The sequence below is a fragment of the Actinoplanes aureus genome (genome assembly GCF_015704865.1).
In the GTDB taxonomy this organism is placed as follows: Bacteria; Actinomycetota; Actinomycetes; order Mycobacteriales; family Micromonosporaceae; genus Actinoplanes; species Actinoplanes aureus.
This window is the reverse complement of the sequence record NZ_JADQTO010000007.1, coordinates 220813-243350: the sequence shown is the minus strand read 5'-3', so window position 1 is coordinate 243350 and position 22538 is coordinate 220813. Positions and strand designations below refer to the sequence as shown.

Annotated in this window: 24 protein-coding genes, 1 tRNA gene and 1 pseudogene; 17 read left to right on the top strand and 9 right to left on the bottom strand. The window is 68.5% G+C overall.

The features are described from left to right. Positions 1 to 9: 9 nt before the first annotated feature. The 7 genes from I4J89_RS17270 (at position 10) to I4J89_RS17240 (ending at position 5925) form a co-directional block, all read left to right on the top strand. On the top strand, positions 10 to 999 hold the full coding sequence (locus I4J89_RS17270; protein WP_196414997.1) for an AAA family ATPase: 990 nt from the start codon (positions 10 to 12) through the stop codon (positions 997 to 999). An 80-nt stretch (positions 1000 to 1079) separates the two neighbouring features. Beyond that, complete coding sequence (locus I4J89_RS17265; RefSeq protein ID WP_196414996.1) at positions 1080 to 2375, top strand: DUF58 domain-containing protein; 1296 nt, start codon at positions 1080 to 1082, stop codon at positions 2373 to 2375. Between the two features lies 1 nt (position 2376). After that, positions 2377 to 2940, top strand: a complete 564-nt coding sequence (locus I4J89_RS17260) for a hypothetical protein (protein WP_196414995.1) — start codon at positions 2377 to 2379, stop codon at positions 2938 to 2940. Between the two features lie 99 nt (positions 2941 to 3039). Next, a complete protein-coding gene (locus I4J89_RS17255; protein WP_196414994.1) occupies positions 3040 to 4395 on the top strand; it encodes an NAD(P)/FAD-dependent oxidoreductase in 1356 nt (451 codons plus the stop codon). 58 nt (positions 4396 to 4453) lie between these two features. Beyond that, positions 4454 to 4536: transfer RNA gene (locus tag I4J89_RS17250), tRNA-Leu, on the top strand. Positions 4537 to 4692: 156 nt separating this feature from the next. Then, the gene (locus I4J89_RS17245; RefSeq protein WP_196414993.1) at positions 4693 to 5532 is read left to right on the top strand and encodes a Bax inhibitor-1/YccA family protein; all 840 of its coding nucleotides are present in this window, start codon (positions 4693 to 4695) and stop codon (positions 5530 to 5532) included. 84 nt (positions 5533 to 5616) lie between these two features. Then, the gene (locus I4J89_RS17240) at positions 5617 to 5925 is read left to right on the top strand and encodes a hypothetical protein (RefSeq protein WP_196414992.1); all 309 of its coding nucleotides are present in this window, start codon (positions 5617 to 5619) and stop codon (positions 5923 to 5925) included. On the opposite strand, the gene I4J89_RS17235 is transcribed toward I4J89_RS17240, so the two are convergent. The 4 genes from I4J89_RS17235 to I4J89_RS17220 form a co-directional block, all read right to left on the bottom strand. Beyond that, the gene (locus I4J89_RS17235) at positions 5918 to 6373 is read right to left on the bottom strand and encodes a GNAT family N-acetyltransferase (protein ID WP_196414991.1); all 456 of its coding nucleotides are present in this window, start codon (positions 6371 to 6373) and stop codon (positions 5918 to 5920) included. The genes I4J89_RS17240 and I4J89_RS17235 overlap by 8 nt on opposite strands. A gap of 66 nt (positions 6374 to 6439) precedes the next feature. Then, positions 6440 to 7684: an acetyl-CoA C-acetyltransferase gene (locus I4J89_RS17230; RefSeq protein WP_196414990.1), complete on the bottom strand. Its 1245-nt coding sequence runs from the start codon at positions 7682 to 7684 to the stop codon at positions 6440 to 6442. Positions 7685 to 7744: 60 nt separating this feature from the next. Further along, the gene (locus tag I4J89_RS17225) at positions 7745 to 8533 is read right to left on the bottom strand and encodes an SGNH/GDSL hydrolase family protein (protein ID WP_196414989.1); all 789 of its coding nucleotides are present in this window, start codon (positions 8531 to 8533) and stop codon (positions 7745 to 7747) included. A 32-nt stretch (positions 8534 to 8565) separates the two neighbouring features. Then, complete coding sequence (locus I4J89_RS17220) at positions 8566 to 9672, bottom strand: SGNH/GDSL hydrolase family protein (protein ID WP_373688138.1); 1107 nt, start codon at positions 9670 to 9672, stop codon at positions 8566 to 8568. Between the two features lie 145 nt (positions 9673 to 9817). Here I4J89_RS17220 and I4J89_RS17215 point away from each other — a divergent pair, with 145 nt between their 5' ends. Then, positions 9818 to 10162 carry a YkvA family protein gene (locus tag I4J89_RS17215; RefSeq protein ID WP_196414987.1) on the top strand — a complete coding sequence of 115 codons (345 nt, stop codon included), beginning with the start codon at positions 9818 to 9820 and terminating at the stop codon, positions 10160 to 10162. A gap of 3 nt (positions 10163 to 10165) precedes the next feature. Next, positions 10166 to 11524, top strand: coding sequence for a cystathionine beta-synthase (locus I4J89_RS17210; RefSeq protein WP_196414986.1), 1359 nt, complete (start codon positions 10166 to 10168; stop codon positions 11522 to 11524). 18 nt (positions 11525 to 11542) lie between these two features. Here the strand turns inward: I4J89_RS17210 and I4J89_RS17205 are convergent, their stop codons facing one another. Continuing rightward, positions 11543 to 12472, bottom strand: a complete 930-nt coding sequence (locus I4J89_RS17205) for a S1C family serine protease (RefSeq protein WP_196414985.1) — start codon at positions 12470 to 12472, stop codon at positions 11543 to 11545. A 178-nt stretch (positions 12473 to 12650) separates the two neighbouring features. On the opposite strand from I4J89_RS17205, the gene I4J89_RS17200 reads away from it, so the two are divergent. Then, on the top strand, positions 12651 to 12986 hold the full coding sequence (locus I4J89_RS17200) for a hypothetical protein (RefSeq protein ID WP_196414984.1): 336 nt from the start codon (positions 12651 to 12653) through the stop codon (positions 12984 to 12986). A gap of 456 nt (positions 12987 to 13442) precedes the next feature. Next, complete coding sequence (locus I4J89_RS17195; RefSeq protein WP_196414983.1) at positions 13443 to 13769, top strand: hypothetical protein; 327 nt, start codon at positions 13443 to 13445, stop codon at positions 13767 to 13769. An 11-nt stretch (positions 13770 to 13780) separates the two neighbouring features. Here the strand turns inward: I4J89_RS17195 and I4J89_RS17190 are convergent, their stop codons facing one another. Then, complete coding sequence (locus I4J89_RS17190; RefSeq protein ID WP_196414982.1) at positions 13781 to 13945, bottom strand: hypothetical protein; 165 nt, start codon at positions 13943 to 13945, stop codon at positions 13781 to 13783. A 90-nt stretch (positions 13946 to 14035) separates the two neighbouring features. Here I4J89_RS17190 and I4J89_RS17185 point away from each other — a divergent pair, with 90 nt between their 5' ends. From I4J89_RS17185 to I4J89_RS17165, 5 genes are all read left to right on the top strand, one after another. Next, complete coding sequence (locus I4J89_RS17185) at positions 14036 to 15466, top strand: CYTH and CHAD domain-containing protein (RefSeq protein ID WP_196414981.1); 1431 nt, start codon at positions 14036 to 14038, stop codon at positions 15464 to 15466. A 65-nt stretch (positions 15467 to 15531) separates the two neighbouring features. After that, a complete protein-coding gene (ppk2, locus tag I4J89_RS17180; RefSeq protein WP_309238354.1) occupies positions 15532 to 16401 on the top strand; it encodes a polyphosphate kinase 2 in 870 nt (289 codons plus the stop codon). A gap of 303 nt (positions 16402 to 16704) precedes the next feature. Beyond that, positions 16705 to 17607 carry a ribonuclease Z gene (locus I4J89_RS17175; protein WP_196414979.1) on the top strand — a complete coding sequence of 301 codons (903 nt, stop codon included), beginning with the start codon at positions 16705 to 16707 and terminating at the stop codon, positions 17605 to 17607. 19 nt (positions 17608 to 17626) lie between these two features. Next, entirely contained in the window at positions 17627 to 18130 is a 504-nt protein-coding gene (locus I4J89_RS17170; RefSeq protein WP_196414978.1) for a GNAT family N-acetyltransferase, read from the top strand. A 474-nt stretch (positions 18131 to 18604) separates the two neighbouring features. After that, the gene (locus I4J89_RS17165) at positions 18605 to 19255 is read left to right on the top strand and encodes a hypothetical protein (RefSeq protein WP_196414977.1); all 651 of its coding nucleotides are present in this window, start codon (positions 18605 to 18607) and stop codon (positions 19253 to 19255) included. Positions 19256 to 19351: 96 nt separating this feature from the next. Here I4J89_RS17165 and I4J89_RS17160 read toward each other — a convergent pair whose 3' ends face one another. The 3 genes and pseudogenes from I4J89_RS17160 to I4J89_RS17150 form a co-directional block, all read right to left on the bottom strand. Further along, positions 19352 to 19894 (bottom strand): hypothetical protein, encoded by a 543-nt coding sequence (locus I4J89_RS17160; protein ID WP_196414976.1) that lies wholly within the window; start codon positions 19892 to 19894, stop codon positions 19352 to 19354. Between the two features lie 168 nt (positions 19895 to 20062). Next, positions 20063 to 20227 carry a hypothetical protein gene (locus I4J89_RS49565; RefSeq protein ID WP_230859058.1) on the bottom strand — a complete coding sequence of 55 codons (165 nt, stop codon included), beginning with the start codon at positions 20225 to 20227 and terminating at the stop codon, positions 20063 to 20065. 72 nt (positions 20228 to 20299) lie between these two features. Further along, positions 20300 to 20401 (bottom strand): annotated as a pseudogene (locus I4J89_RS17150) (peptide-methionine (S)-S-oxide reductase MsrA); the annotation flags it as partial. Between the two features lie 14 nt (positions 20402 to 20415). Here I4J89_RS17150 and I4J89_RS51515 point away from each other — a divergent pair. Further along, positions 20416 to 21936 carry a recombinase family protein gene (locus tag I4J89_RS51515; protein WP_196414975.1) on the top strand — a complete coding sequence of 507 codons (1521 nt, stop codon included), beginning with the start codon at positions 20416 to 20418 and terminating at the stop codon, positions 21934 to 21936. Positions 21937 to 22538 lie beyond the last annotated feature (602 nt).

The window sequence follows — 22538 nt, the reverse complement described above, 5'->3', positions numbered from 1 at the left end:
GGCGCGCCGGTGACCCAGGCTCTTCCCCCGTACGAGGTCGGGCGGCTGGCCGGAGCGGTCCTCGACTCCGTCGGCACCGTGGTGGTCGGCAAGCGGGACTCGCTCGAGCTGGTGCTGGCCGGCATCCTGGCCGGCGGGCACGTACTGCTGGAGGATCTGCCAGGTCTCGGCAAGACGCTCACCGCCCGCTGCTTCGCCCAGGCGCTCGGGCTGGATTTCCGCCGCCTCCAGTTCACCCCGGACCTGCTGCCCGCCGACGTCACCGGCTCCTTCCTGTACGACCAGCGCAAGGGCGACTTCGCGTTCCGGGCCGGACCGGTCTTCACCAACATGCTGCTGGCCGACGAGATCAACCGGACGCCGCCGAAGACCCAGTCCGCCCTGCTCGAGGCGATGCAGGAGAAGCAGGTGTCGGTCGAGGGCGTCACGTACCGGCTGGACCCGCCGTTCCATGTGCTGGCGACCGCCAACCCGATCGAGTACGAGGGTACGTACCCGCTGCCCGAGGCCCAGCTGGACCGGTTCCTGCTGCGGGTGTCGTTCGGCTACCCGACCGCCGAGGAGGAGTGGGCCGTCCTGCAGCGCCGGATGTCGCGGCGCCAGGAGGAGGCCCAGCTCACCCCGGTCGTCAACTCGCAGACCTTGCAGCTGATGCAGGCCGCGCTGGAGTCGGTGGCGGTGGAGGACTCGATCGGCCGCTACATCGTGTCCCTCACCTCGGCCACCCGCGAGCACGGAGCGGTCCTGGTCGGCTCGTCGCCGCGTGGCTCTCTGGCACTGCTCCTGCTGGCCCGGGCCCGGGCCGCGATGGCCGGCCGGGACTACGTGGTGCCGGAGGACGTGAAAGACGTCGCGGTACCGGCGCTGGCGCACCGGATCACGCTGCGCCCGGAGATGTGGCTGCGCCAGGTCAACCCGTCGTTCGTGGTGCAGGAGGTGCTCACCGCGGTGCCCGCGCCGGCGTCCGGGGCGCTCCCGACGTACGCGCGGCATGACTGACTGCACCGAGCGGCACCCAGCCGCAGTGAGTTTCGGCCTTGCAGGCGAGGGCCAGGAAGGCATGCCCATGAGGCACAGCCATGACTGAGAACTGGGTGCCGACCCGGGCGCTCGGCCGATCGGTCCTGCTCACCGGCCTGTTGCTGCTGCTCGGGGTGGCCCTCGGCCGGGTCGACCTGGTGCTGCTGGCGGCGCCGTTCGCGATCGGCGCCGCCCTGCACCTGCGCCGCGTACCGCGGTCCGCGCCCGAGATCACCATCACCGCCGACGAGCAGCACATCGTCGAGGGCGGGGCGATCGACGCCGGTCTCACCGTCGCCAACCCGGACGAGATCGGTTACGACCTGGTCGTCGTCCGTACGCGTACCTCACCCTGGCTGCGCCTGGAACAGTCCGACCGGCCGTTCGCGATCACCGTGCCGTCCGACGGCTGGGCCGCGATCGACCTGCCCGGCGAGGCGCTGCGCTGGGGCCGGCAGGACGTCGGACCGGCCGCCGCCCGGGCTTCCGCGTGCGGTGGCCTGCTGGCCTCCCGCCCGGTGGTCACCGCCGCCCGCGGCGTACGCGTCTACCCGGTAACCGAGCCGTTCAACGCGACCGAGGCGATGCCCGCCGCGGCCGGCCTGGTCGGTGCGCACCGGTCACGCCGCCCCGGGGAGGGCGGCGAACTGGCCGGCGTACGCCAGTTCGCGCCCGGTGACCGGCTCCGCCGCATCGACTGGCGGGTCTCGCTGCGCACCCGCGACCTGCACGTCGCCTACACCCTGTCGGACCGCGACGCCGAGGTGCTGCTCCTGCTCGACGTGCTGGGCGAGGTCGGCCTCCCCGGCGGGATACGCGGCAGCGCGTCGGTCCTGGACACCACGGTCCGGGCGGCCGCCGCGATCGCCGAGCACTACCTGCACCGCGGTGACCGGGTGTCGCTGCTGGAGTACGGCGCCGCGGCCCGCCGGCTCCGCCCAGCCTCCGGCCGCCGCCAGTACCTGACCGTCCTGGAGTGGCTGCTCGACGTGCGTCCCGACCCGGTCGACACCGAGCAGTACGAGAACATCCTCGGCGCACACCAGGTCTCCTCGTCCGCGCTGGTGGTCGTACTCACCCCGCTGGTCGACCCGCGCGCCGCCGACATGCTGGCCCAGCTCACCCAGTCCGGCCGTTACACCGTCGCGGTCGACACCCTGCCGCCGGACGCCGCCCCGCCGGTACGCGACCAGTGGACCCCGCTGGCCACCCGGCTGTGGCGCATCGAACGCGAGAACGTGCTGGGCCGGCTCCGCGAGCACGGCGTACCGGTGGTGGCCTGGGCCGGCGCCGGCAGCCTGGATCTGGTGCTGCGGGACGTGGCCCGGATGGCCTCCACGCCGAGGGGGCGCTGACGTGCTGAGCGCGATCACCCGCCGCGTCGACGGTCTGCGTACCGTGGCCCGCCGCGCCACCGCCGTACCCGTTATGGTCCGTTTCGGTGTGCTGCTGTGCGGCCTGCTCGCCATCGTGGTTGCCTGGCCCGCCCCGCTGCTGACCGGCCGCTTCCTGATCCCGCTCGTTCTGGTCGCGCTCTGGCCCGCGATCGCACCGAGCGGCCGCGGCGGTACGGTCGTCGCACTCTTCGCGGTCGCCGGCTGGGTCGTCGACACCGCCGGTTTCGACAGCCGGATCGCGTTGTGGCGGGTGCTCACCCTCGCCACGCTGCTCTACCTGGCTCACACGCTGACCGCGCTCGCCGCCCTCCTGCCGTACGACGCGATGGTCAACCTCGATGTCCCGGCGCTCTGGCTGGGCCGTGCCGGCCTCGTGATCCTGCTCTCCGCGGTGGTGATCGTGCTGGCGCTCGGGCTCACCGCGGATCTGGGCGGTGACCCGTTCCAACTGGCCACCCTTACCGGATTGGCCTGCGCCGTCGCTGTGACACTTCTCCTAGCACATACGATCCGCAGAAGATAAAAATCCCGGCCAAACTGTGGGTTACGACACTTGACTTTTGTAGGTTGCGATGGTCACAGAACCGCGCACGAAATGGCTTCCGCGCGCGACAATAGGTCCGTGAATCCGCCGCGCATAGTCGTCGTAGGAGCAGGTCACGTCGGGCTTTACACCGCCCTCCGCCTGTCCAAGAAGCTGAACCGGAATCGGGCTGAGGTTGTTGTTATCGACCCTGTTCCGCACATGACTTACCAGCCGTTCCTGCCCGAGGCAGCGGCCGGTAGCATCTCGCCGCGACACGCTGTGGTGCCGCTGCGCCGGGAGCTCAAGAAGTGCCGCATCGTCTCCGGTGAAGTGATCCGGATCGAGCACGCACGCAAGTCCGTGACCGTTCAGCCGATCGACGGCCCGGCCTACGAGATGGAGTACGACCACATCATCGTGGCGCCCGGCTCGGTCTCGCGGACCCTGCCGATTCCCGGCCTGAGCGACATGGGCATCGGCCTCAAGACCATCGGTGAGGCCATCTACCTGCGCAACCACATCCTCGACCGGCTGGACGTCGCCGCCGCGACGCCCGACGAGGAGGTACGCAAGGCGTCGCTCAACTTCGTCTTCGTCGGCGGCGGCTTCGCCGGCATCGAGGCGCTCGCCGAGATGCAGGACGTGGTCTCCGACGCGCTGAAGTACTACCCGGAGCTGGACCCGAAGGAGGTCCACTTCATCCTGGTCGAGGCGACCAACCGGATCCTGCCCGAGGTGGGCCCGGAGATGGGTGCGTACGCCGCCCGGCAGCTCGCCGGTCGCGGTGTCGACCTGCGCCTGGACACCCGCCTGGAGTCCTGCGTCGACGGCCGGATCGTGCTCTCCGACGGGGACACCTTCCGCGCCGAGACGCTGGTCTGGACCGCTGGTGTCAAGCCGTCGCCGATGCTCGAGCAGACCGACCTGCCGCGCGGCCCGCGCGGACACGTCAACTGCCTGCCCACCCTCCAGGTCGCCTCGCTCGAGGGCGAGGTCTGGGAGGGTGCTTGGGCCGCCGGCGACTGCGCCCAGGTGCCGGACCTGACCAACCCGGGCGCCTGGTGCTCGCCGAGCGCCCAGCACGCCGTCCGGCAGGCCGCGGTGCTCGCCGACAACATCCACCAGGTGGTCCTCGGCGGCGCGCCGAAGGAGTACCGGCACAAGTACGCGGGCAGCGTCGCCGGTCTCGGCATCAACAAGGGCGTCGCCCACGTCTACGGCATCAAGCTCACGGGTTACCCGGCGTGGCTCATGCACCGCCTCTACCACGTGAGCCGGATCCCGTCGTTCAACCGCAAGGTCCGGGTGCTCGCCGACTGGGTGCTGGCCTTCCTGCTCAAGCGGGAGACCGTCGCCCTGGGCCAGCTGCACCACCCGCGTGAGGAGTTCACCGAGGTGACCCCGCCGGTCTCGCTGCCCGCCAGCGACAAGGTGGGTGTCGGCTCGCGCTGATCGCGGCCAAGGCCGATTCCGCCGCCTGGGCGGCACCAGCTACGGTGTTCGCAGGCCCGCCCGGGTGGTGGAATGGCAGACACGGCCGCCTTAAAAGCGGCTGCCTGACAAGGCGTGCGGGTTCGAGACCCGCCCCGGGCACGACCCCTACGGTCGCGGCGTCATGCCGCGGCCGCGTTCCTGTCGAGAGGCCCTCTCAGCCTGCTCACAGCATTGGGGTGCGGCATGATGAGCATCCAGCCCGTACCCTTGAACAACAGGCACAGCGCCTCAACCCTCAAAGGGAGGCTGGAAACAGTGAAGACATCGAACCCGGTGCTCTCGCGCCTCGGCCAGGCGGCCGAGCGGGAGCGAGCGGCCGGGTACGGGCCATACGGGCCGGCCGCCGGCCAGCCGGGTTACGGTCAGCCGGGTTACGGCGAGCCCTACCCGACCGCCACCGGCTACCCGGCCTCACCGCCGGCCGTGCAACCGATGACCATCGACGACGTCGTGGTCAAGACGGTCACCCTGCTCGGCATCACCGGTATCTCCGCGGTCGCCGCGTGGAACCTGATTCCTGACGCGCTGACCGGCGCTGCTTGGATCGGGGCGGCGCTGACCGGCCTCGTGCTCGGTCTGGTCATCTCGTTCATGCGGATGGCCAACCCCGCTCTCGTCGTGACCTACGCGGTCATCGAGGGCGTCTTCGTCGGCATGGTGAGCAAGTACTTCACCAACATCCTCGGCTTCGAGGGCATCGTGCTACAGGCGGTGGTCGCCACCTTCGGCGTCTTCTTCCTGATGGCGATGCTTTACAAGGCCCGGGTCATCCGGGCGACGCCGAAGTTCACCCGGGCGCTCATCGCGATCATGGGTGGCCTCTTCGCCGTCATGCTGATCAACTTCGTGCTGGCGCTGTTCGACGTCAACACCGGTCTCCGCGACGCCGGCCCGGTGGGGTACATCTTCAGCCTGGTCTGCATCGTGGTCGCCTCGCTGAGCTTCATCCTGAACTTCAACGAGATCGAGGAGGGCGTGCGGATGGGACTTCCGCAGCGCTACTCCTGGACCGCGGCGTTCGGCATCTTGGTCGGCCTCGTCTGGCTCTACCTGGAGATCCTCCGTCTCTTGGCGTACTTCCAGGGCGACGACTGACGGTTCGTCACGTCGTCACACAGCAACGCTCGGTCCGCCTCCCCGCGGACCGGGCGTTGTCCCGTTTCTGGGTAGGCTCGCCGGGTGCCCGACTTCGCGACGTCCGTAGACCGGCTGCTCAACCTGGTCCACCACTGGGTGGAGACCCGCTGGTCGGCTCCGTCCGGCACCGGCACCCGCGCCGAGATGGTCCACACCCTGGTGCAGCAGCTCGCCGACCTGGGCGCCGAGGCCGAGCAGCGCCCGTCCCGCCCGGTGCCGCGCCTGCATCACATGGTCCTGCCCGATCAGCTCCGGGTGATGGCCGACGACCTCGTCGCGGCGAGTCCCTCCGCCGATCTGCTGAGCCGGGCCACCGCCGAGGTCGAGCGGGTCCGCGAAGCCCTCAGTTGAGGCCGACCATCAGCGACGTCAGACCGTCCACCGGCCGGAAGCCTGCGGCGGTGTAAAGGGCCAGAGCCGGTCCGTTCTCCGGTTCCGTCTGTAGTGCGACCCGAAGTGCGCCCGCGGCGCGCGCCTCCGCAATGACGTGATCCAGCAGGGCCCGGGCCACCCCACCGCGGCGCGCGTCCGGCGGGACGAAGAGATCACGTACGGACCAGGCGACGCCGAGCCGCAGCGACGCGGGCATGACCGTGCTGGTGATCAGCCCGGAGACCCGGTCATCGCGGAGCGCGACCGTCATCGCCAGCGACCCGGCGCCGACCTGCTCGGTCAACCATTTCCGGGTGCCTTCGAGGTCCGAGACCTGGCCGTAGTGCACGCGGTAGTCGTCGAAGAGCTTCGCTGCCGGTCCGAACTGCGGAGCCGAGGGCGCAAGCGTGCGGATCTCCATCGCCATGCGCCCATCCTGATGCAAACCGGGCCCGGCACGTGGTGTGACGTGCCGGGCCCGTGGTCGGGTGGGTCAGCTGAGGCGTTCGAGCACCATGGCCATGCCCTGGCCGCCGCCGACGCACATGGTCTCCAGGCCGATGCTCTTGTCGTGCCAGTCCAGCGCGTTGAGCAGCGTGCCGGTGATCCGGGCGCCGGTCATGCCGAACGGGTGGCCGATCGCGATCGCGCCGCCGTTGACGTTGAGCTTCTCCAGCGGGATCCCGAGGTCCTTGTACGACGGGATCACCTGCGCGGCGAAGGCCTCGTTGATCTCGACCAGGTCGACGTCGTCGATGGTCATGCCGGCCCGCTTCAGGGCCTGCTTGGAGGCCTCGACCGGGCCGTACCCCATGATCTCGGGGGAGAGTGCGGTCACGCCGGTGGAGACGATCCGGGCGATCGGGGTGATGCCCAGCTCGCGGGCCTTGGTGTCGCTCATGATGACCACCGCGGCGGCGCCGTCGTTGAGCGGGCAGCAGTTGCCGGCGGTGACCCGGCCGTCGGGGCGGAAGACCGGCTTGAGCTGCGAGACCGCGTCCATGGTGACCCCGGCGCGCGGGCCGTCGTCCTTCGACACGACCGTACCGTCGGGGAGGGTGACCGGGGTGATCTCGCGGTCCCAGAAGCCGTTGGCGATCGCCTTCTCGGCCAGGTTCTGGCTGCGTACACCGAACTCGTCCATCTCCTCGCGGGAGACGTTCTTGATCTGAGCGAGGTTCTCCGCGGTCTGGCCCATGGTGATGTAGATGTCCGGCGCCTCGCCGTCCTCGCGCGGGTCGTGCCAGGTCTTGCCGCCCTGCGCGAACGAAGCGGTCCGGGCCTGGGCCGTGTCGAAGTACGGGTTCGTCCAGCTGCCGCCGACCAGCTCCTGCGCGGCCGAGGGCAGGCCGTCCGAGCTGCCCCGGGCGTACCGGGAGACGGTCTCGACGCCGGCCGAGACGAAGATGTCACCCTCACCGGCCTTGATCGCGTGGAAGGCCATCCGGGTGGTCTGGAGGGAGGAGGAGCAGTACCGGGTGATCGTGGCACCGGGCAGGCCGTCCAGGCCCAGCTTGGTGGCGATCACGCGGGCCATGTTGAAGCCCTGTTCGCCGCCGGGCAGGCCGCAACCGAGGTACAGATCCTCGATGAGCGTGCGGTCCAGCTGCGGCACCTTGTTCAGGGCGGCGTCGACGATCGTGGTGGCGAGATCATCGGGACGCAGATCCTTCAGCGAGCCCTTGTGGGCGCGTCCGATGGGGGAGCGGGCAGTGGCGACGATGACAGCTTCCGGCATGCGCTCAGTTTACTCACCGGTAACATGGTCGGAAGTGCGAATTTCTCACACCCAACCGCTTCAGACGTCGCTCATGGCGGCGCGAGCCACCGCCGGATAGAGGGCGTGCGCCCAGACCCGGTAACCGTCGGCGGACGGGTGGAACCCGTCGTAACACAGCGTTCCGGCGTCGGCGCGGAAGACCGCTCCGGTCTCCCCGGCCAGGTCGACCACCACGCCGCCGGCCTCGGCGACCGCCTTGGCCTGCGCCTTCGCCATCCGGCGACCGATCATCCCGGCGATCTGCCGCAGCGGCGGCGCCATCGAGCGCACCGCGCCGAGGTCCGGGCAGGTCCCGACGACCACCTGCACACCGGCCGACCGCAACCGCCGCACGGCCTGTCCCAGATGCCCGGCGGCCTCCTCGGGGCCGCGGCCGGTCGTCGCGTCGTACGACCCGATCAGGATGACCGCGACGTCCGGCCGGTCGCCGAGCAGCGCGCGGGCCACCTGGGTGGCGAGGTCGCTGGAGCGCGACCCGGCCACACCGACGCTGGAGAGCAGGACGTGCCGCTGGCCCGACTCCGGCGTGCCGTCGGCCAGCAGCCGCGCGAGCTGCCCGCCGAGCGTCTCGGAGAGCCACTCCACACCGACCCCGACCGCGGCCGAGTCGCCGAGCAGGACCAGCCGCAGCGGCGGCGCGCTCTGCGGCCCCATCGAGGTACGCAGGGCGAGGCCCATGGTCGGCTTCGCGTACCTGCGGGCCTTCGCGGCGAGCAACTCGCCCGCCAGTAGTGCCGCACCGCCCACCGCGCCGGCCAGCAGGCTGGTGGCAGCGGCCTTGCTGAGTCGTTCCGGCAGCCCTGCCATGTCCCGCCTCCCTGCTCTGATCAGACTCGGCATCACCCGACTTGATGATCCTCTGGGGTATACCCTACGGCTCCGTCCGCCGGGGTACCGGCGGGAATTGTCGGGGTTCTCGCCGCGAACCAGTGCCGGGACTCACCGAACCAGGGATGCCGGCGCAATTGCGCCCACCGTCCGGCCGGGCCGCGCTCGCGCCCGCCCACCCGGGTCGGGCTGACCTCGGTACCGGGCGCCCGGACCGCTTCGTCGGCCGCCTCGGGAAGAGTACGGACTCCCTCGCCGGCCGGCACCGCGCTGCGATCGTCCTCGCCGAGGGCGGCCATCACCGTCGGCATCATCACGGCCGCTGCTCGTGCGTACCCCTCGGCGGACGGGTGGAAACGGTCCGATCCGAACATCCGTACCGGATCGGCCTCGAACATCGGGCCCAGCAGGTTGCCGATCGAGACCGTACGCCCGCCGGCCTCCACCACGGCCACCGTCTGCGCCGCGGCCAGTTGCCGGCTCCACCGGCGGGCGAGCCAGCGCAGCGGCGGCTTGATCGACTTGATGGCGCCGATGTCCGGGCAGGTGCCGACCACGACCCGGCACCCGGCCGCACGCAACCTGCGTACGGTGTCGGCGAGATGACTTACGGCCGCCGGGAAACCCGAAGCGTGCGTGACGTCGTTGCCGCCGATCAGGATGACCGCGACGTCCGGCGCGTACTCCAGAGCGGCGTCCACCTGGTACGGCAGGCCGGCCGAGATCGAGCCGACCACGGCCAGCCGGTGCAGGCGGACCGGCCGGCGCAGGCGGCGGGAGATCCCGGTGGCGAAGAGCGCACCCGGCGTCTCGCGGGTTCGGTGTACGCCGTACCCGGCCGCCGTGGAGTCGCCGAGGATCACCAGGTTGATCGGCTTCCCGCCGAACTTCGCCCCGTAAATACCGTCACCGCGGGGCGGGGGAGCCTCGGCCATCGGGATCACCCGGCGGGCGTCGGCCGCCTGCCGCATCAACAGTCCCGCCGAGAGGGCGGTCAACCCCGCGAGCGCTCCGGTCACCTGTCCGGCGACCCGTCCGGCCGTCCTGATCCGTCGCCGGTCCTCGGGGGAGAGGTCGCGGATCCGTGCCGTCGCGCTAGTCCAATCGATGCTGCTCACAGTCTCCCTCGCTGTCTTGTCGAAGGGATCCATCCGGCTCGCCGATGATCGGCACCTGGGGCTGGAATTCGAGGCTAACTCGCGATGGCGAGAGGCAATCATGGCGCGCCCGGGTCATGCTGGAGTAGCGGAGAGGGGAACAGAGATGGCCAAAACGTTGAAACGTGCGGCGGCGTTCACGGCTCTCAGCCGAGCGCTGACCGCTGGTGCCCGAGGCGGACCGTCGCTGAGCAAGCGGCTCGCGGCCCTGCCACGGATGGCCGCTGCCACGGCTCGCGGCGAGTATGACGGCGGCTTCCGGATAGCCCTGATGACGGCCGCGACCGTCTATGTGGTCTCCCCGATCGATGCCGTCCCGGAGGCCCTGCTCTGGGTGTTCGGGCTGATCGACGACGCCGTCATGGTCACCTGGCTGGCCGGTGCGGTGCTCGCCGAGACGGAGCGGTTCCTGGAGTGGGAGCGGACGTACCCGCGCCTGGTCGTAAAGTAAAGCGTGCGCTATTACGACAACGTCGTCGAGATCATCGGTAACACTCCGCTGGTCCGGCTGAACAGTGTGACCGAGGGCATCAGCGCCACCGTGCTGGCCAAGGTCGAGTACATGAATCCCGGCGGTTCGGTGAAAGACCGGATCGCGCTGCGGATGGTGGAGGACGCCGAGAAAGCCGGGCTGCTCAAGCCGGGTGGCACCATCGTCGAGCCGACCAGTGGTAACACCGGTGTCGGTCTGGCCCTCGTGGCCCAGCAACGCGGCTACAAGTGCGTCTTCGTCTGCCCCGACAAGGTCAGCGAGGACAAGCAGAACGTGCTTCGGGCGTACGGCGCGGAGGTGGTGGTCTGCCCGACCGCCGTCGCGCCGGAGGACCCGCGTTCCTACTACAACGTCTCCGATCAGCTGACCCGGGACATCCCCGGGGCGTGGAAGCCGGATCAGTACAGCAACCCGGCGAACCCGCGCTCGCACTACGAGCAGACCGGCCCGGAGCTCTGGGAACAGACCAACGGGAAGATCACCCACTTCGTGACGGGTGTCGGCACCGGTGGCACGATCAGCGGCGTCGGGCGGTACCTCAAGGAGCAGGGGCCGGTGCGGGTCATCGGCGCGGACCCGGAGGGCTCCGTCTATTCCGGGGGCACCGGCCGGCCGTACCTGGTCGAGGGTGTCGGTGAGGACTTCTGGCCGACCGCGTACGACCAGAGCGTCACCGACGAGGTCATCGAGGTGAGCGACTCGGATTCGTTCGAGATGACCCGCCGCCTGGCCCGTGAGGAGGGCCTGCTGGTCGGCGGCTCCTGCGGGATGGCCGTGGTGGCGGCGCTCGAGGTGGCCCGCAAGGCCGGGCCGGACGACGTCGTCGTGGTCCTGCTGCCGGACGGTGGCCGCGGCTACCTCTCCAAGATCTTCAACGACAAGTGGATGGCTCGGTACGGGTTCCTGCACACCCAGAGCGGCACACCGACCGTCGCCGACGCGCTGGCCGGCAAGGGCGCGGAGATCCCGCCGCTGATCCACGTGCACCCGACCGAGACGGTCCGCGACGCGATCGACTACATGCGGGAGTACGGCGTGAGCCAGCTCCCCGTGCTCAAGGCCGAGCCGCCCGTGGTGACCGGCGAGGTGGCCGGTTCCATCTCGGAGAAGGCGCTGCTGGACGCGCTCTTCAGCGGCCAGGCCCACCTGCACGACACCATCGAACGGCACATGGGCGACCCGCTTCCGATGATCGGCGGCGGCGAGCCGGTGGCGGAGGCGGTCGGGCTCCTGGAGAAGGCGGACGCCGCGATGGTCCTGGTCGACGGCAAGCCCGCCGGGGTGCTCACCCGGCAGGACCTGCTCGCCCACTTGAGTTGAGCCGAACCGGCCGGGCTGTCAGTTCAGCTCGGCCGGCACGGTGATCACGTCGACCAGGGCGCCGCGGCGGAGCAGGGTGATCGGCAGGTTCACGCCGATCGCCGGGCCCAGCATGAGCCGCTGCAACGCCTGCACGCTCTGCACCGGCTGCCCGCCCGCCGTGATCAGGATGTCGCCGAGGTAGACACCGGCTTGGCCGGCCGGGCTGCCCGGCACCACCTCCACGACGCGCAAGCCGGTCTTCTGGCCGAGCCGATCGGCGAGCGGCGGCGGCAGCGGTACGGGTACGCCGGCCACGCCCAGCCAGGCCCGGCGTACCCGGCCGGTGGCGACCAGCTCGCCGATGATCGAGCGGGTGGTGGTGTTGATCGGCACGGCCAGGCCGAGCCCGTACCCGGCGACGGCCGTGTTGACGCCGACCACGGTGCCGGTCGATTCGGCGAGGGCCCCGCCGGAGTTGCCCGGGTTGAGAGCGGCGTCGGTCTGGATGACGTTGTCGATGATGCGTACCCGGCGGCCGTCCCGGGCCGGCAGCGAGCGGCCCAGGCCGGAGACCACCCCCGCGGTGACCGAACCGGCCAGGCCCATCGGGTTGCCGACGGCGACCACGAGCTGGCCGATGCGCAGCGCGTCGGCGTCGCCGAGTGGCGCGGCCGGTGCGCCCGGACGGTGCACCCGGACCACCGCGAGATCGGAGAGCGCGTCGGCGCCCACCACGTCGAACGGGGTCTCGGTACCGTCGGCGAAGGCCGCCGAGCCGCCGTTCGCGCCGGCCACGACGTGCGCGTTTGTCAGGAGGAACCCGTCGTCGGTGAAGGTGACCGCGGAACCGGCCCCGCCGCGCGGCGACCGGACCGAGAGGGCGGCCACCGAGGGCAGGAGCCGGGCGGCCACGCCGGTCACGATCCGGCTGTAGGCATCCAGGGCCTCGGATTCTTCGGTGTCCATGTGAGAGTCAACAGCCGCTGATCCGAGTCGATGCCCGTACGCCGTCCGCCCACGGCGAACAGTGACCGTCACGGATAGTTGTCGCAATCGCACAGACAGTCCGACCAGCCGATGGTTCGCTGCGGTTGTATGTGTCGTGACGGAGCTATGAGCCACTCCCGAACGGAGGGGTAAGGGGATGGTCGACGTCGACGAGGCGGCGCCCGCCGACATCGTGGACCGCCTGCTGTGGCGGGACGCGCAGCACATGCTCGGACGCCACATGGCGGCCGGTGTGGACGGCAACTGCGTCTGGTGTGGATGGCGATGGCCGTGTTCGGCACGCCGCCTGGCCGAGCGGGCCGACGCCGCCGCACGCCGCCCCTGGCGCGAGGCATGGACGTTGCGGCACGACGTCAACAGCATGCGCACCTGGCCCGGCCGCCGGTACGGCCTGGACGAGAGCAGCAACGCTCCCGGCCGGCACCGTACCGACTTCGGCTCCAACGACCACCAGTGGAGGTATGCCGACTGACCAGACTCCGACGTCGCCGAAGCGCTTGACCGTCCCCCGGCAAGCAACGGCTTCCCGGCCCGGCGACGTCGCCCGGCGGTGACGCCGGAGCGCCCCGCCAGCGTTCCGGTATCCCGCGCCCAGACCCGCCCTTGAATTGGATTTCGGATCGGCACGCCTCCGCTGGTCCGCGCCTCCGGCCAGGCGCATCCGGTTCGGGCGGGGCGGTGGGCGGGAGTACGTGACCAACAGGTTCCCCCGCATTCACTCGGTCCCGTGCTCCCGCCCAACCAGCAGCCCGCCGCAATCTTGCGGCGGGCTTGCTGCGTCTCCGGACCGAAGCTCCGCCGGACCCGGGGAGGTGATCACCCCCAAAGGCAAGCGCGGCGAGCACATTTCACACCCGCGATCGAAAAAAATCGACATGTCATGACATCCCGCTCAAACTCGAAAGCGAACGAGAGTGGAGGTGGATCGATGTCACCGAGTTTTCAGAACAACGAGGAGCGGGCCGCCTGGGAGCTCGCCGAGTTTCTCCTGCAACAGGGCCGGGCCATGATGCGCGAGGCCGAGAAGGCGATGGAGACGTGGCGAACCGGCAAGGAGATGAACCGGCAGCGGTGCGCACGCCGCGGAATCAGCGCCTCGGACGCGGAGATTCGCTGGTCCGCGACGGCCACCGCGAAGAACGCGATCACCAACAACAACTTCCACATGGGCCTGGCCACGATGTATTACGGCGCCGCCACCGCGAATTACGCCCGGGCGCTGTACCTGCGGGACGACGACAGCGCCCGGCTCTAGCCTCTGGCCATCTAATCCTCGGGCGTGTCGTGCTCGGCGACCGGCGAGGCCGGCGGCCGGGGCGGGTCGGCCTGCGCCGGTGAGGCCGGGACGGCCAGGGCCAGTCCGAGGACGGCGCCCGCGCCGATGAGGCGCAGGCCGGCGAGGGAGACGGGACGGGGTTCGGGCTTCTCCATGCAGCACTCCTTTTGGGCCGGGCTCCCAAGATGCCAGCCCAACCTGAGACAGCGCTGTGTTATACGCGGTGGAACGGGCACCATTGACTTGTGGAGATCGCCACCGAGACCGAGCGTAAGTACGACGTCCCTGAGACCTTCGAACTTCCGGACCTGGCCGGTGTGGCCGGCATCGCCAGCGTCGACGACGCCGAGATCCATGATCTCGACGCCACCTACTTCGACACCGAGGACCTGCGGTTGATGAAAAACCGCCGGACACTTCGGCGCCGTACTGGCGGGAACGACGCGGGCTGGCATCTGAAGACTCCCGGTGACGGCTCCGGGCGTACCGAACATCGGGTTTCCGGCGAAGCCGGCACCGTGCCCGACGAGCTGCTGCGCCTGGTGCGCACGATCGTGCGGCGCCACCCGGTGGCGCCGGTTGTCCGGCTCCGCACTCACCGGGTGGAGACGCCGCTGCGTGACGGCGACGGCCGCACGCTCGCGCTGGTCGCGCAGGACCAGGTGCGCGCCGAGTCGGACGGCGAGGAGACCTCCTGGCAGGAGGTCGAGGTGGAGCTGGTGGACGGTGACGCCGCGCTGCTCGACGCGGTCGAGCAGGCCCTGCTCGCCGTGGGCGCCACGCCGGCGGCGGGCCCCTCCAAGGCGGCGCGGGCGCTGGCCGGGCGGCTCGCCGCCGGCCAGCAGAAAAAGCCGAAGATCGAGAAGATCAACCCCGTTTTCCGGTACGCGCGTGAGCAGCGCGACGCCATCCTCGAGCACGACCCCGCCGCCCGCCGTGGCGAGGAGCAGGCCGTGCACAAAATGCGGGTCGCCACCCGGCGCCTGCGCAGCACGTTGAAGACGTACAAGAGGTGGTTCCCGGAGAGCGAGGCCGGCGCCGAGCTGCGCTGGCTGGCACATGCCCTGGGTGCGGTCCGGGACCCGCAGGTGCTGGAGCAGAAGCTGCTCGCCGGAGCGGAGCAGTCCGGCCCCGAGTTCGAGCCCGCCGCGCAGCGGATCCGGTCCGGTCTCGACCACCGGGTCGAGCAGGGCCGGGAGAAGCTGGCCGCGGCGCTCGACTCGGACCGGTACCTGAATCTGCTGGATTGCGTCGACGAGCTGGTGGACGGGCCGCCGGCGAGCTCCGAGAGCCCGGCGAAGCGGACTCGCAAGGTCCTGCGCAAGGCCGACGAGCAGCTGGACACCGCGATGGCCGACGGCGTGGACGAGGAGATCCACGAGGCCCGTAAGTCGTACAAGAAAGCCCGGTACGCGGTCGAGCTGATCAGCCCGGAGGCCGGCAAACCCGCTAAGCGTCTGGTGAAGACGCTGACCGCCCTCCAGGACGGCCTGGGTGCCCATCAGGACTCCACCGTCGCCCGTGAGGTGCTCCGCGAGCTTGGTTCGGACAGTTTTCATTTCGGCGTGCTATACGGCAGGCAGGAACAGGTGGGTAAAGAGACCCTTCGAGCGGTGCCCGCGCTCGTGCGGGCCTCCCGGCGTAAGAAGGTGCGACGTTGGCTGGCGAAGGCTTGATCGCGGAGGACGAACGAACCACTCCGCCTTATGAGGGACCGATAGTCGAGTTGGCTGGTTATCGCGTGGCGGACGACGAGGACGACGATCCTCGCCTGCTGAACGCGGACGGCAGCCCGGTCGACACCTGGCGCGAGGACTACCCGTACGACGAGCGGATGGATCGCGCGGACTACGACCATCACAAGCGGCTGCTACAGATCGAGCTGCTGAAACTGCAGAACTGGTGCAAGGACACCGGGTCACGTCTGGTGATCCTCTTCGAGGGGCGGGACGCGGCCGGCAAGGGCGGCACCATCAAGCGCTTCATGGAGCACCTCAACCCGCGCGGCGCCTCGGTGGTGGCGCTGGAGAAGCCGAACCCGCGGGAGGAGACCCAGTGGTACTACCAGCGCTACATCAAACACCTGCCGGCGGCCGGTGAGATCGTGCTCTTCGACCGGTCCTGGTACAACCGGGCCGGCGTGGAGCGGGTGATGGGTTTCTGCACCCGCCAGGAGTACCTGGAGTTCATGCGGCAGACCCCGGAACTGGAGCGGATGCTCGTCCGGTCCGGCATCCATCTGGTGAAGTTCTGGTTCTCGGTCTCCAAGGAAGAGCAGCGCACCCGGTTCGCGATCCGCCAGGTCGACCCGGTACGCCAGTGGAAGCTCTCGCCGATGGATCTGGAGTCCCTGGACAAGTGGGACGACTACACCGAGGCGAAGGAGGCGATGTTCTTCTACACGGACACCGCCGACGCGCCCTGGACCGTGGTGAAGAGCAACGACAAGAAGCGAGCCAGGCTGGAGGCGATCCGGCACGTGCTGCACCGCTTCAACTACGACGGCAAGGACTCGGAGATCGTCGGCACGCCCGATTCGAAGCTGGTGGGACCCGCCTCACTTCTGGTGGAAGGAACCGAAATGTCCCCCCGGGTATTCCCGCGTCTTTAGTGATTCAAAAAGCGTTGGCAGGACCCCGCTCCGATGGCTAACGTGGCCGTACACGTGAAGGGAGGTGGTCCGAAGTTGTATAGCAACGGGACTCGTGAGGTGGCTGTCCGCTAGCCGCTGTCCTTGACAGCTTCGTTTTATACGGAACGACGTCGAGACCGTGTGGCAGCGGCCCGGCGAGTACCAGACAGCCACCCGACCCCAGGGGATCCGGCCTTGTCCGACCGGACCACGCTCGTCCGCGAGCGTGGAAGTCCCCTGGGGTCGCTTCATGTTTGAAGCGAGCGCTGTGCGGGGGTTTCCATGCGGGAGTTGATCGTGCTCGGCACGGCCAGCCAGGTGCCGACTCGGCACCGCAACCACAACGGATACCTGCTGCGCTGGGACGACGAGGTGATCCTCTTCGATCCGGGCGAGGGCACCCAGCGGCAGATGCTGCTGGCCGGCCTCCCGGTCACCCCGCTGAGGCGGATCTGCGTCACCCACTTCCACGGCGATCACAGCCTGGGCCTGCCCGGCATCCTTCAGCGCGTCTCCCTGGACCGGGTCCCGCACCCGGTCACCGTGCACTACCCGGCCGGCGGGCAGGAGTTCTACGACCGTTTGCGGCACGCCACCAGCTACTGGGACAACGCCGAGATCGTGCCGTCGCCGGTGGGCGCCGGCTTCGTCGCGGAGACCTCGGCCGGGCGCCTCACCGCGCTGCCGCTATGGCATTCCATCGAGACGTACGGGTACCGCCTGGTCGAACCGGACTCCCGGCGGATGCTGCCCGCCCTCCTCGCCCAGCACGGCATCAGCGGCCCGGCCGTCGGTGAGCTCCAGCGCACCGGACGCCTGGGTGACGTGACCCTGGACCAGGTCAGCACGGTCCGCCCCGGCCAGCGTTTCGCCTTCGTGATGGACACCGGCCTGTGCGACAACGTGTACGCCCTGGCCGAAGGGGTGGACCTGCTGGTCATCGAGTCGACGTTCCTCGCCGAGGACGCCGCGATGGCCGCTCAGGTCGGCCACCTCACGGCCGGCCAGGCCGCCGCGGTCGCGCGCGAGTCCGGCGTACGGATGCTGGTTTTGACGCATTTCTCCCAGCGCTACCAGGACGCCACCCGTTTCCTCGATGAAGCGCGCAAGGAATTCGAAGGCCCGATCGTGATCGCCGAAGATCTGCTCCGGGTCCCCCTGCCACCCCGGCGCGCCGCCGCCTGACCCGGCTACCGTCGGACCCATGACCGTACTGCTACGTCCGGCCGAGGATTCCGATCCCGCCCTGGTAGGCGCCCTGCACCACCGCTCCCGCGCCGCCGCCTACGCCGACCTGGTCGACCCCGCCACCTTCGCGCAGCGCGGCCCGGAAATGCTGACCGAGTGGTGGGTCGAGCGCTGGCGCTGGGAGCGGGACACCCACCGGATGACCGTCGCCGAACATGACGGCCAGTTGCTCGGCTTCACGTACATCGGCCCGAGCGAGACCCCCGGCGCCGCCGAGCTGTACGCCATCCATGTGGATCCGGCGTGGGTCGGCGCCGGCATCGGCCGCCAGCTGATGCTCAAGGCCCTGACCGACCTGCCCCGATACGGCCTCGACCGGGCCGTGCTCTGGGTCCTGGAAGGCAACAAGGCCGCCCGCCGCTTCTACGATGCCGGCGGCTGGTACCCCGACGGCGCGACGCGGGTCGCCCCGGTCAACGATCAGCCCCTGCCCCAGCTCCGCTACACCCACGCCCTCTAACCCATCAGCCTCCCGCCGCAGCGTGCCGAGCATGTCGCCGGTGCGGCCTGTAGAGCTCTGCCGTGCACCCGCACGGCCGCTGGCGGTCAGGATTTCAATACAGGGCCAGCGGTGGCCGCGCTGGTGAGACGTGGCCGCGGGGCTGGTCACGGCCGTCGGAAGCCGAGCACGGGCGCCCGGTGTGTTCCGGGCGCCCCACCGGGGTCCAAAGCCTTCGCGTCGCAAGCAGCAGCCGTTTGAGCCTCGCATCCTCGGCTCCGGCGGTCAGGAGTCAAGCGTAGGCCGGTAAGCCCGCCCGCATCGAGGCACACGCCGCCTGTCACCGACTGCTGTTGACATCCAGCCATGAAGGTGAAATTGGCGCCCCGGCACGGGAACAGGCTTGTCGACGCCAGGGGCATCGCCTCTGCTAGATGCGGCATGAAGTTAATCTGATTCCTGTGTTCCGTCGATGCCCAGGAGGTTGATGCGCCCGTGGCTGACGAAGAAGGAGCGAGTGCTGCTGCTCGACAACTGATCGCCGCATTTGGCGACGATCGTGATGCGTACAACAACTACATGAATCACTTGATAGACGGCTACCGAGAAGAACGAAAAGATGCTTCACGGGCAATTCTTTTCATTTTCCTGGCCATCTTTCTCTTCGAAGTGCTTTCGTCGAAGGGTGTCAAAGAAGCTGAAGTCTTTGCTATCAAGTTAAGCGACTTCGGTCTTGTGCGTGCTGCTATTCCGGTCGTCATTTCGGCGTCGCTCTTGAAGCTCATAAGCACGATCAATGAACTGGATTTGAAAAGACGGCTGGTCGTTGCGCTCGCATACGAGAGATTCGGGGGAAGCCGGACGATCGACTTCTACGACGTCCTCATGCCAGAGCCGGGCCTGGTGACGATTCTGCGCAGTGCCGGCTTCCAGAAACGACGAAAGTTGGGCATTGTATTTGGTTATGGCGAAGTTGTGAGCGCCGTTTTCATTCCGGTTGCATTCATAGTATACGCCTACTGGCGACTCTTTGATGCAGGTACTCCAGTGCCGATAGTTCTGCTGTCGATCGCCTTGAGCCTTGCGTTGATGAGTGCGTTCTTTGTTTCCTTCTTCGATTTCGATAAAGATATTCTTCCTGATTAGAATGGCCCCTTATGTATCTTGAGCGGCTGGCGGGCTTGGTGGAAGCTTGGGCCTGACTGGATGTTCCTGTCGGACAGATACTGCTGTGACAGCCATTCAGGTCTGACAGCGCGTTAATTCCGCCTCAACTCCTTCTGCTGCTCGGAGAATCGGCCTCGAATGGTTGCTTTGGCAACGCCGCAGGGAGCGAATGCGGTATCGCTGATCTGGTCCAGTGCTCCTAGCGCGTCGGCGAACGTCGCGCGATTGGAACGCGGGCCTTCGGTAATAGCAGTAGCCGACCAGGCTGCTTTTCGCGAAGCAAATCGGAAATGACCCAAAGCCGAGAAATCGCAGCTCCATCTTTTGCGGCTCCACGTCCAGCTCGTCAGGTCGAGAGACCAGCAGTCGGGCGAAGGTGTCCGCCCGAGCGAGGACATCGACCACGAAACCGTTGTCGGTCAAAGCCTCGATGACGAGATCCGCGGCGGCGGGAAAGTCCGCCCGGCGCTGCCAGTCGGTGAACAGATCGACATCGCCGCTCGGCCGGTTACCCATACCGTGTTCCCGAACGGCATAGCCGCCGGCGAGCGCGAGTCCATAACCGCCTCCGGGCGCGCGAAGAGCGATCTCAGCCAGCTCGCGGTGACGTGGATCCATGCCGGGGACCTTACGCGGCAGGAATCTCCGACGCGGTCTGCCTGAGTTCGCGGAAGCGTTCTTCCCACGCACGGCGTAGGTCCGGCGGAAGCCAGATCGATGGCCAGAGTCTGGCGAGGATTGCCCGATCAAGAAAGGCGTGCAGATCGTCGGGCTTGGTCGCTTCGATCAGGACAGTTCGGTAGAGATCGACGATCCGGCCGGGGCATCGACGTCGTAGTCGGCCGCACCGGACCAATCGAGGTGAGGCGGCAGGGTGACGACTCCCGTCGTCCGCCCCTGCAACAGGTCGAGATCGTCCGCGACGACGATGGGTTTGGCGTATCGGCGCATCTCAGGCCACCTCCTCCCACCCAACGTCCCACGGGACGGGCCTCGGAGAGGGTCCCGTCCCGTGTTGTCGTGTCAGTTGGTGCGAGCCACCCCGATCGGGCAGGTCATCCCGTTCGGCCCGTGGTTGCAGTACCCGCCCGGATTCTTCGCGTCCGACAGATACTGCTGGTGGTAGTACCGTCCGCTAGGTGACTATTGATGGTCCTGGATCGGTGTCGGTGATCTCGTACGCGCGGATCAGCAGCGACGGTGAGCGTGATGAGCATGGTGTCACTAATCAGCACAAGGTCAACCGGCGGACAGCGCAACGTCTGGGGTGGGTGGTGGTCGCCGAGCTCACCGACAACGACCGGTCGGCGAGCAAGGCCGGTGTGATCCGTGAGGCGTTTGAGGCGATGCTCAAGGCCATCGCGGTCGGCCACCTGGCCGACGGAACGAAGGTACGTGGCGTCGTGGTGCTCAACGAGGACCGGTTAGCCCGGCGAGCTGGTGACTACGAGCGGTTCGTAGAGGCGCTGACCGCCGACGACGGCCGGGTGTTCGCCGACGAGCGTGGTCCAAAGGATCTCTACGCGGAGGATGTCGAAGGGCTCGGGCTGGTCGGCGTGGCGTTCTCGAAGATCGAGTCTCGGAAGGCGCGCCGTCGGTTGCGCCGATTTCACCGCGATCGTGCAGAGAGCGGCCAGCCCGCCGGAGGCACGCGACCGTTCGGATGGGCTGCCGACCGCCGCAGCCTGGACCCGGTTGAAGCACCGCTCGTCGCTAAGGCGGCGAAGGAGTTCGCCGCCGGCCGATCGCTCAACTCCATCGTGCGGGAGTGGATCGCTGCTGGCGTGCGGACCTCGCTCGGGAATCAGTGGTCTTCGCGTTCATTGCGGGTGACGCTGGCCAACCCGCGTCTGTGCGGGTGGCGAATGCTGCACGGCGAGATCGTGACCGACGACAGCGGGAAGCCGGTCGAGGGCGCCTGGGAGCCGATCATCGACCCGGCTACGTGGCAAGCCGTCAACGCCATCATGAGCAACCGCAAGGGGAGGAGCGTCAACCCGGACGGTTCGGTGGGCAACGTGCTCGCGGCGGACTTCTCCGAACACCGCTATCTGCTCAGTGGCATCCTCCGGTGCGGCAAGCCGAGACCGGACGGGAGCCTCTGCAATTGCCCGCTACGTGCGCGGCGGTGGTGCCGTAATCCGGATGTCTACCACTACCTCTGCCAGCCGAAGGCCCAAGGCGGATGCTCCGGAATTGGTCGGCACGGCGCCAAAGTCGACGAGTACGTGTCGGAAATGGTGCTCGCGAAGCTTGAGGAGCGCGAGATGCGCTCAGCGGGTACGGGCGGTAGCCAGGTATGGGCCGGAGTCGAAGAGTTGGGGAACAGTCAAGGCCAGCTTGACGAATTGGGTCGCGTCTGGCGAGCCGGCGGAATCTCGAATGAGTTCTTCTTCGCGAATGTGCGCCAGCTCGAAGAGAAGATCGCCCGCCTGCGAGCCGAGCAAGGCCGCTACTCGCTTCAGATCGAGCGCCGGAAGCTTGACGTGGAGGACCTGCGCCGCCGCTGGTACATGCCCGAGGAGGAGGGCGGCCTGGACGTCATGCGCAAGCGGGCGTACATCCACGAAGCCCTGCACGCCGTCATCGTGCATCCAAACGGTCGTGGTCGCGCGACGTTCAACCCTGACCTGCTGGAACCCATCTGGCGCGAGGACTGATCGCCGCGCCCTGCGCCGTCACGGAGCGCAAGATCTGTGATGTGGGCCACCCTCTCCCGTTGTTTGTCATTAGTTCTCATCAGATCTCACTGGACCTCAACGGACGCCAGTGGACACCAGCGGTGTCCTACGGTCAGAACCCGTCGTCGTGACAGCGAGTTGCTTTCTGACCGGCCGCCGTATCAATTGGCTGGAAGCCATGATTCAGAGCGCTATTCTCGATCGCGGAGCCGCGAACATCGTCACATCTGAATACGGAAGCATGCGCCCTCTGCCTTGATGAGCTAACCGGGATCGGCCGCTAGAGCAACGAGAGGACCGCCGTCGTGGGGCAACCGGAGCCACGGCCGTTACGGCGGTAGGCAGACGCATCAGGCCCACATCTTTCTCGATTCCAGGAATCACGCTTCCGTAGCATCCGTCGCCATCATTTCCGCACCGATTGCCGGTGTGGCGATCTCGCGCGCTCTTTTCCCGGAATCGAGGAAGGAGCCGCCACAAGTTGGCAACGGTCAGTGCACGTGAATGGGGCCGCAGGCAAGCCGCCGCGTCCCCCGTGTGGTCGGAAGAGAAGTGGCAACGCATTGGCGCGATCCTCGGCG

Excerpts from the sequence above, each read along its gene's own strand:
- I4J89_RS17265 (WP_196414996.1), top strand. The coding sequence starts at position 1,080 with ATGACTGAGAACTGGGTGCCGACCCGGGCGCTCGGCCGATCGGTCCTG.
- I4J89_RS17235 (WP_196414991.1), bottom strand. The coding sequence starts at position 6,373 with ATGGCGATGGAGATCCGCACGCTTGCGCCCTCGGCTCCGCAGTTCGGA.
- I4J89_RS17230 (WP_196414990.1), bottom strand. The coding sequence starts at position 7,684 with ATGCCGGAAGCTGTCATCGTCGCCACTGCCCGCTCCCCCATCGGACGC.
- I4J89_RS17225 (WP_196414989.1), bottom strand. The coding sequence starts at position 8,533 with ATGGCAGGGCTGCCGGAACGACTCAGCAAGGCCGCTGCCACCAGCCTG.
- I4J89_RS17215 (WP_196414987.1), top strand. The coding sequence starts at position 9,818 with ATGGCCAAAACGTTGAAACGTGCGGCGGCGTTCACGGCTCTCAGCCGA.
- I4J89_RS17205 (WP_196414985.1), bottom strand. The coding sequence starts at position 12,472 with ATGGACACCGAAGAATCCGAGGCCCTGGATGCCTACAGCCGGATCGTG.
- I4J89_RS17200 (WP_196414984.1), top strand. The coding sequence starts at position 12,651 with ATGGTCGACGTCGACGAGGCGGCGCCCGCCGACATCGTGGACCGCCTG.
- I4J89_RS17195 (WP_196414983.1), top strand. The coding sequence starts at position 13,443 with ATGTCACCGAGTTTTCAGAACAACGAGGAGCGGGCCGCCTGGGAGCTC.
- I4J89_RS17190 (WP_196414982.1), bottom strand. The coding sequence starts at position 13,945 with ATGGAGAAGCCCGAACCCCGTCCCGTCTCCCTCGCCGGCCTGCGCCTC.
- I4J89_RS17175 (WP_196414979.1), top strand. The coding sequence starts at position 16,705 with ATGCGGGAGTTGATCGTGCTCGGCACGGCCAGCCAGGTGCCGACTCGG.
- I4J89_RS17170 (WP_196414978.1), top strand. The coding sequence starts at position 17,627 with ATGACCGTACTGCTACGTCCGGCCGAGGATTCCGATCCCGCCCTGGTA.
- I4J89_RS17160 (WP_196414976.1), bottom strand. The coding sequence starts at position 19,894 with ATGGATCCACGTCACCGCGAGCTGGCTGAGATCGCTCTTCGCGCGCCC.
- I4J89_RS49565 (WP_230859058.1), bottom strand. The coding sequence starts at position 20,227 with ATGCGCCGATACGCCAAACCCATCGTCGTCGCGGACGATCTCGACCTG.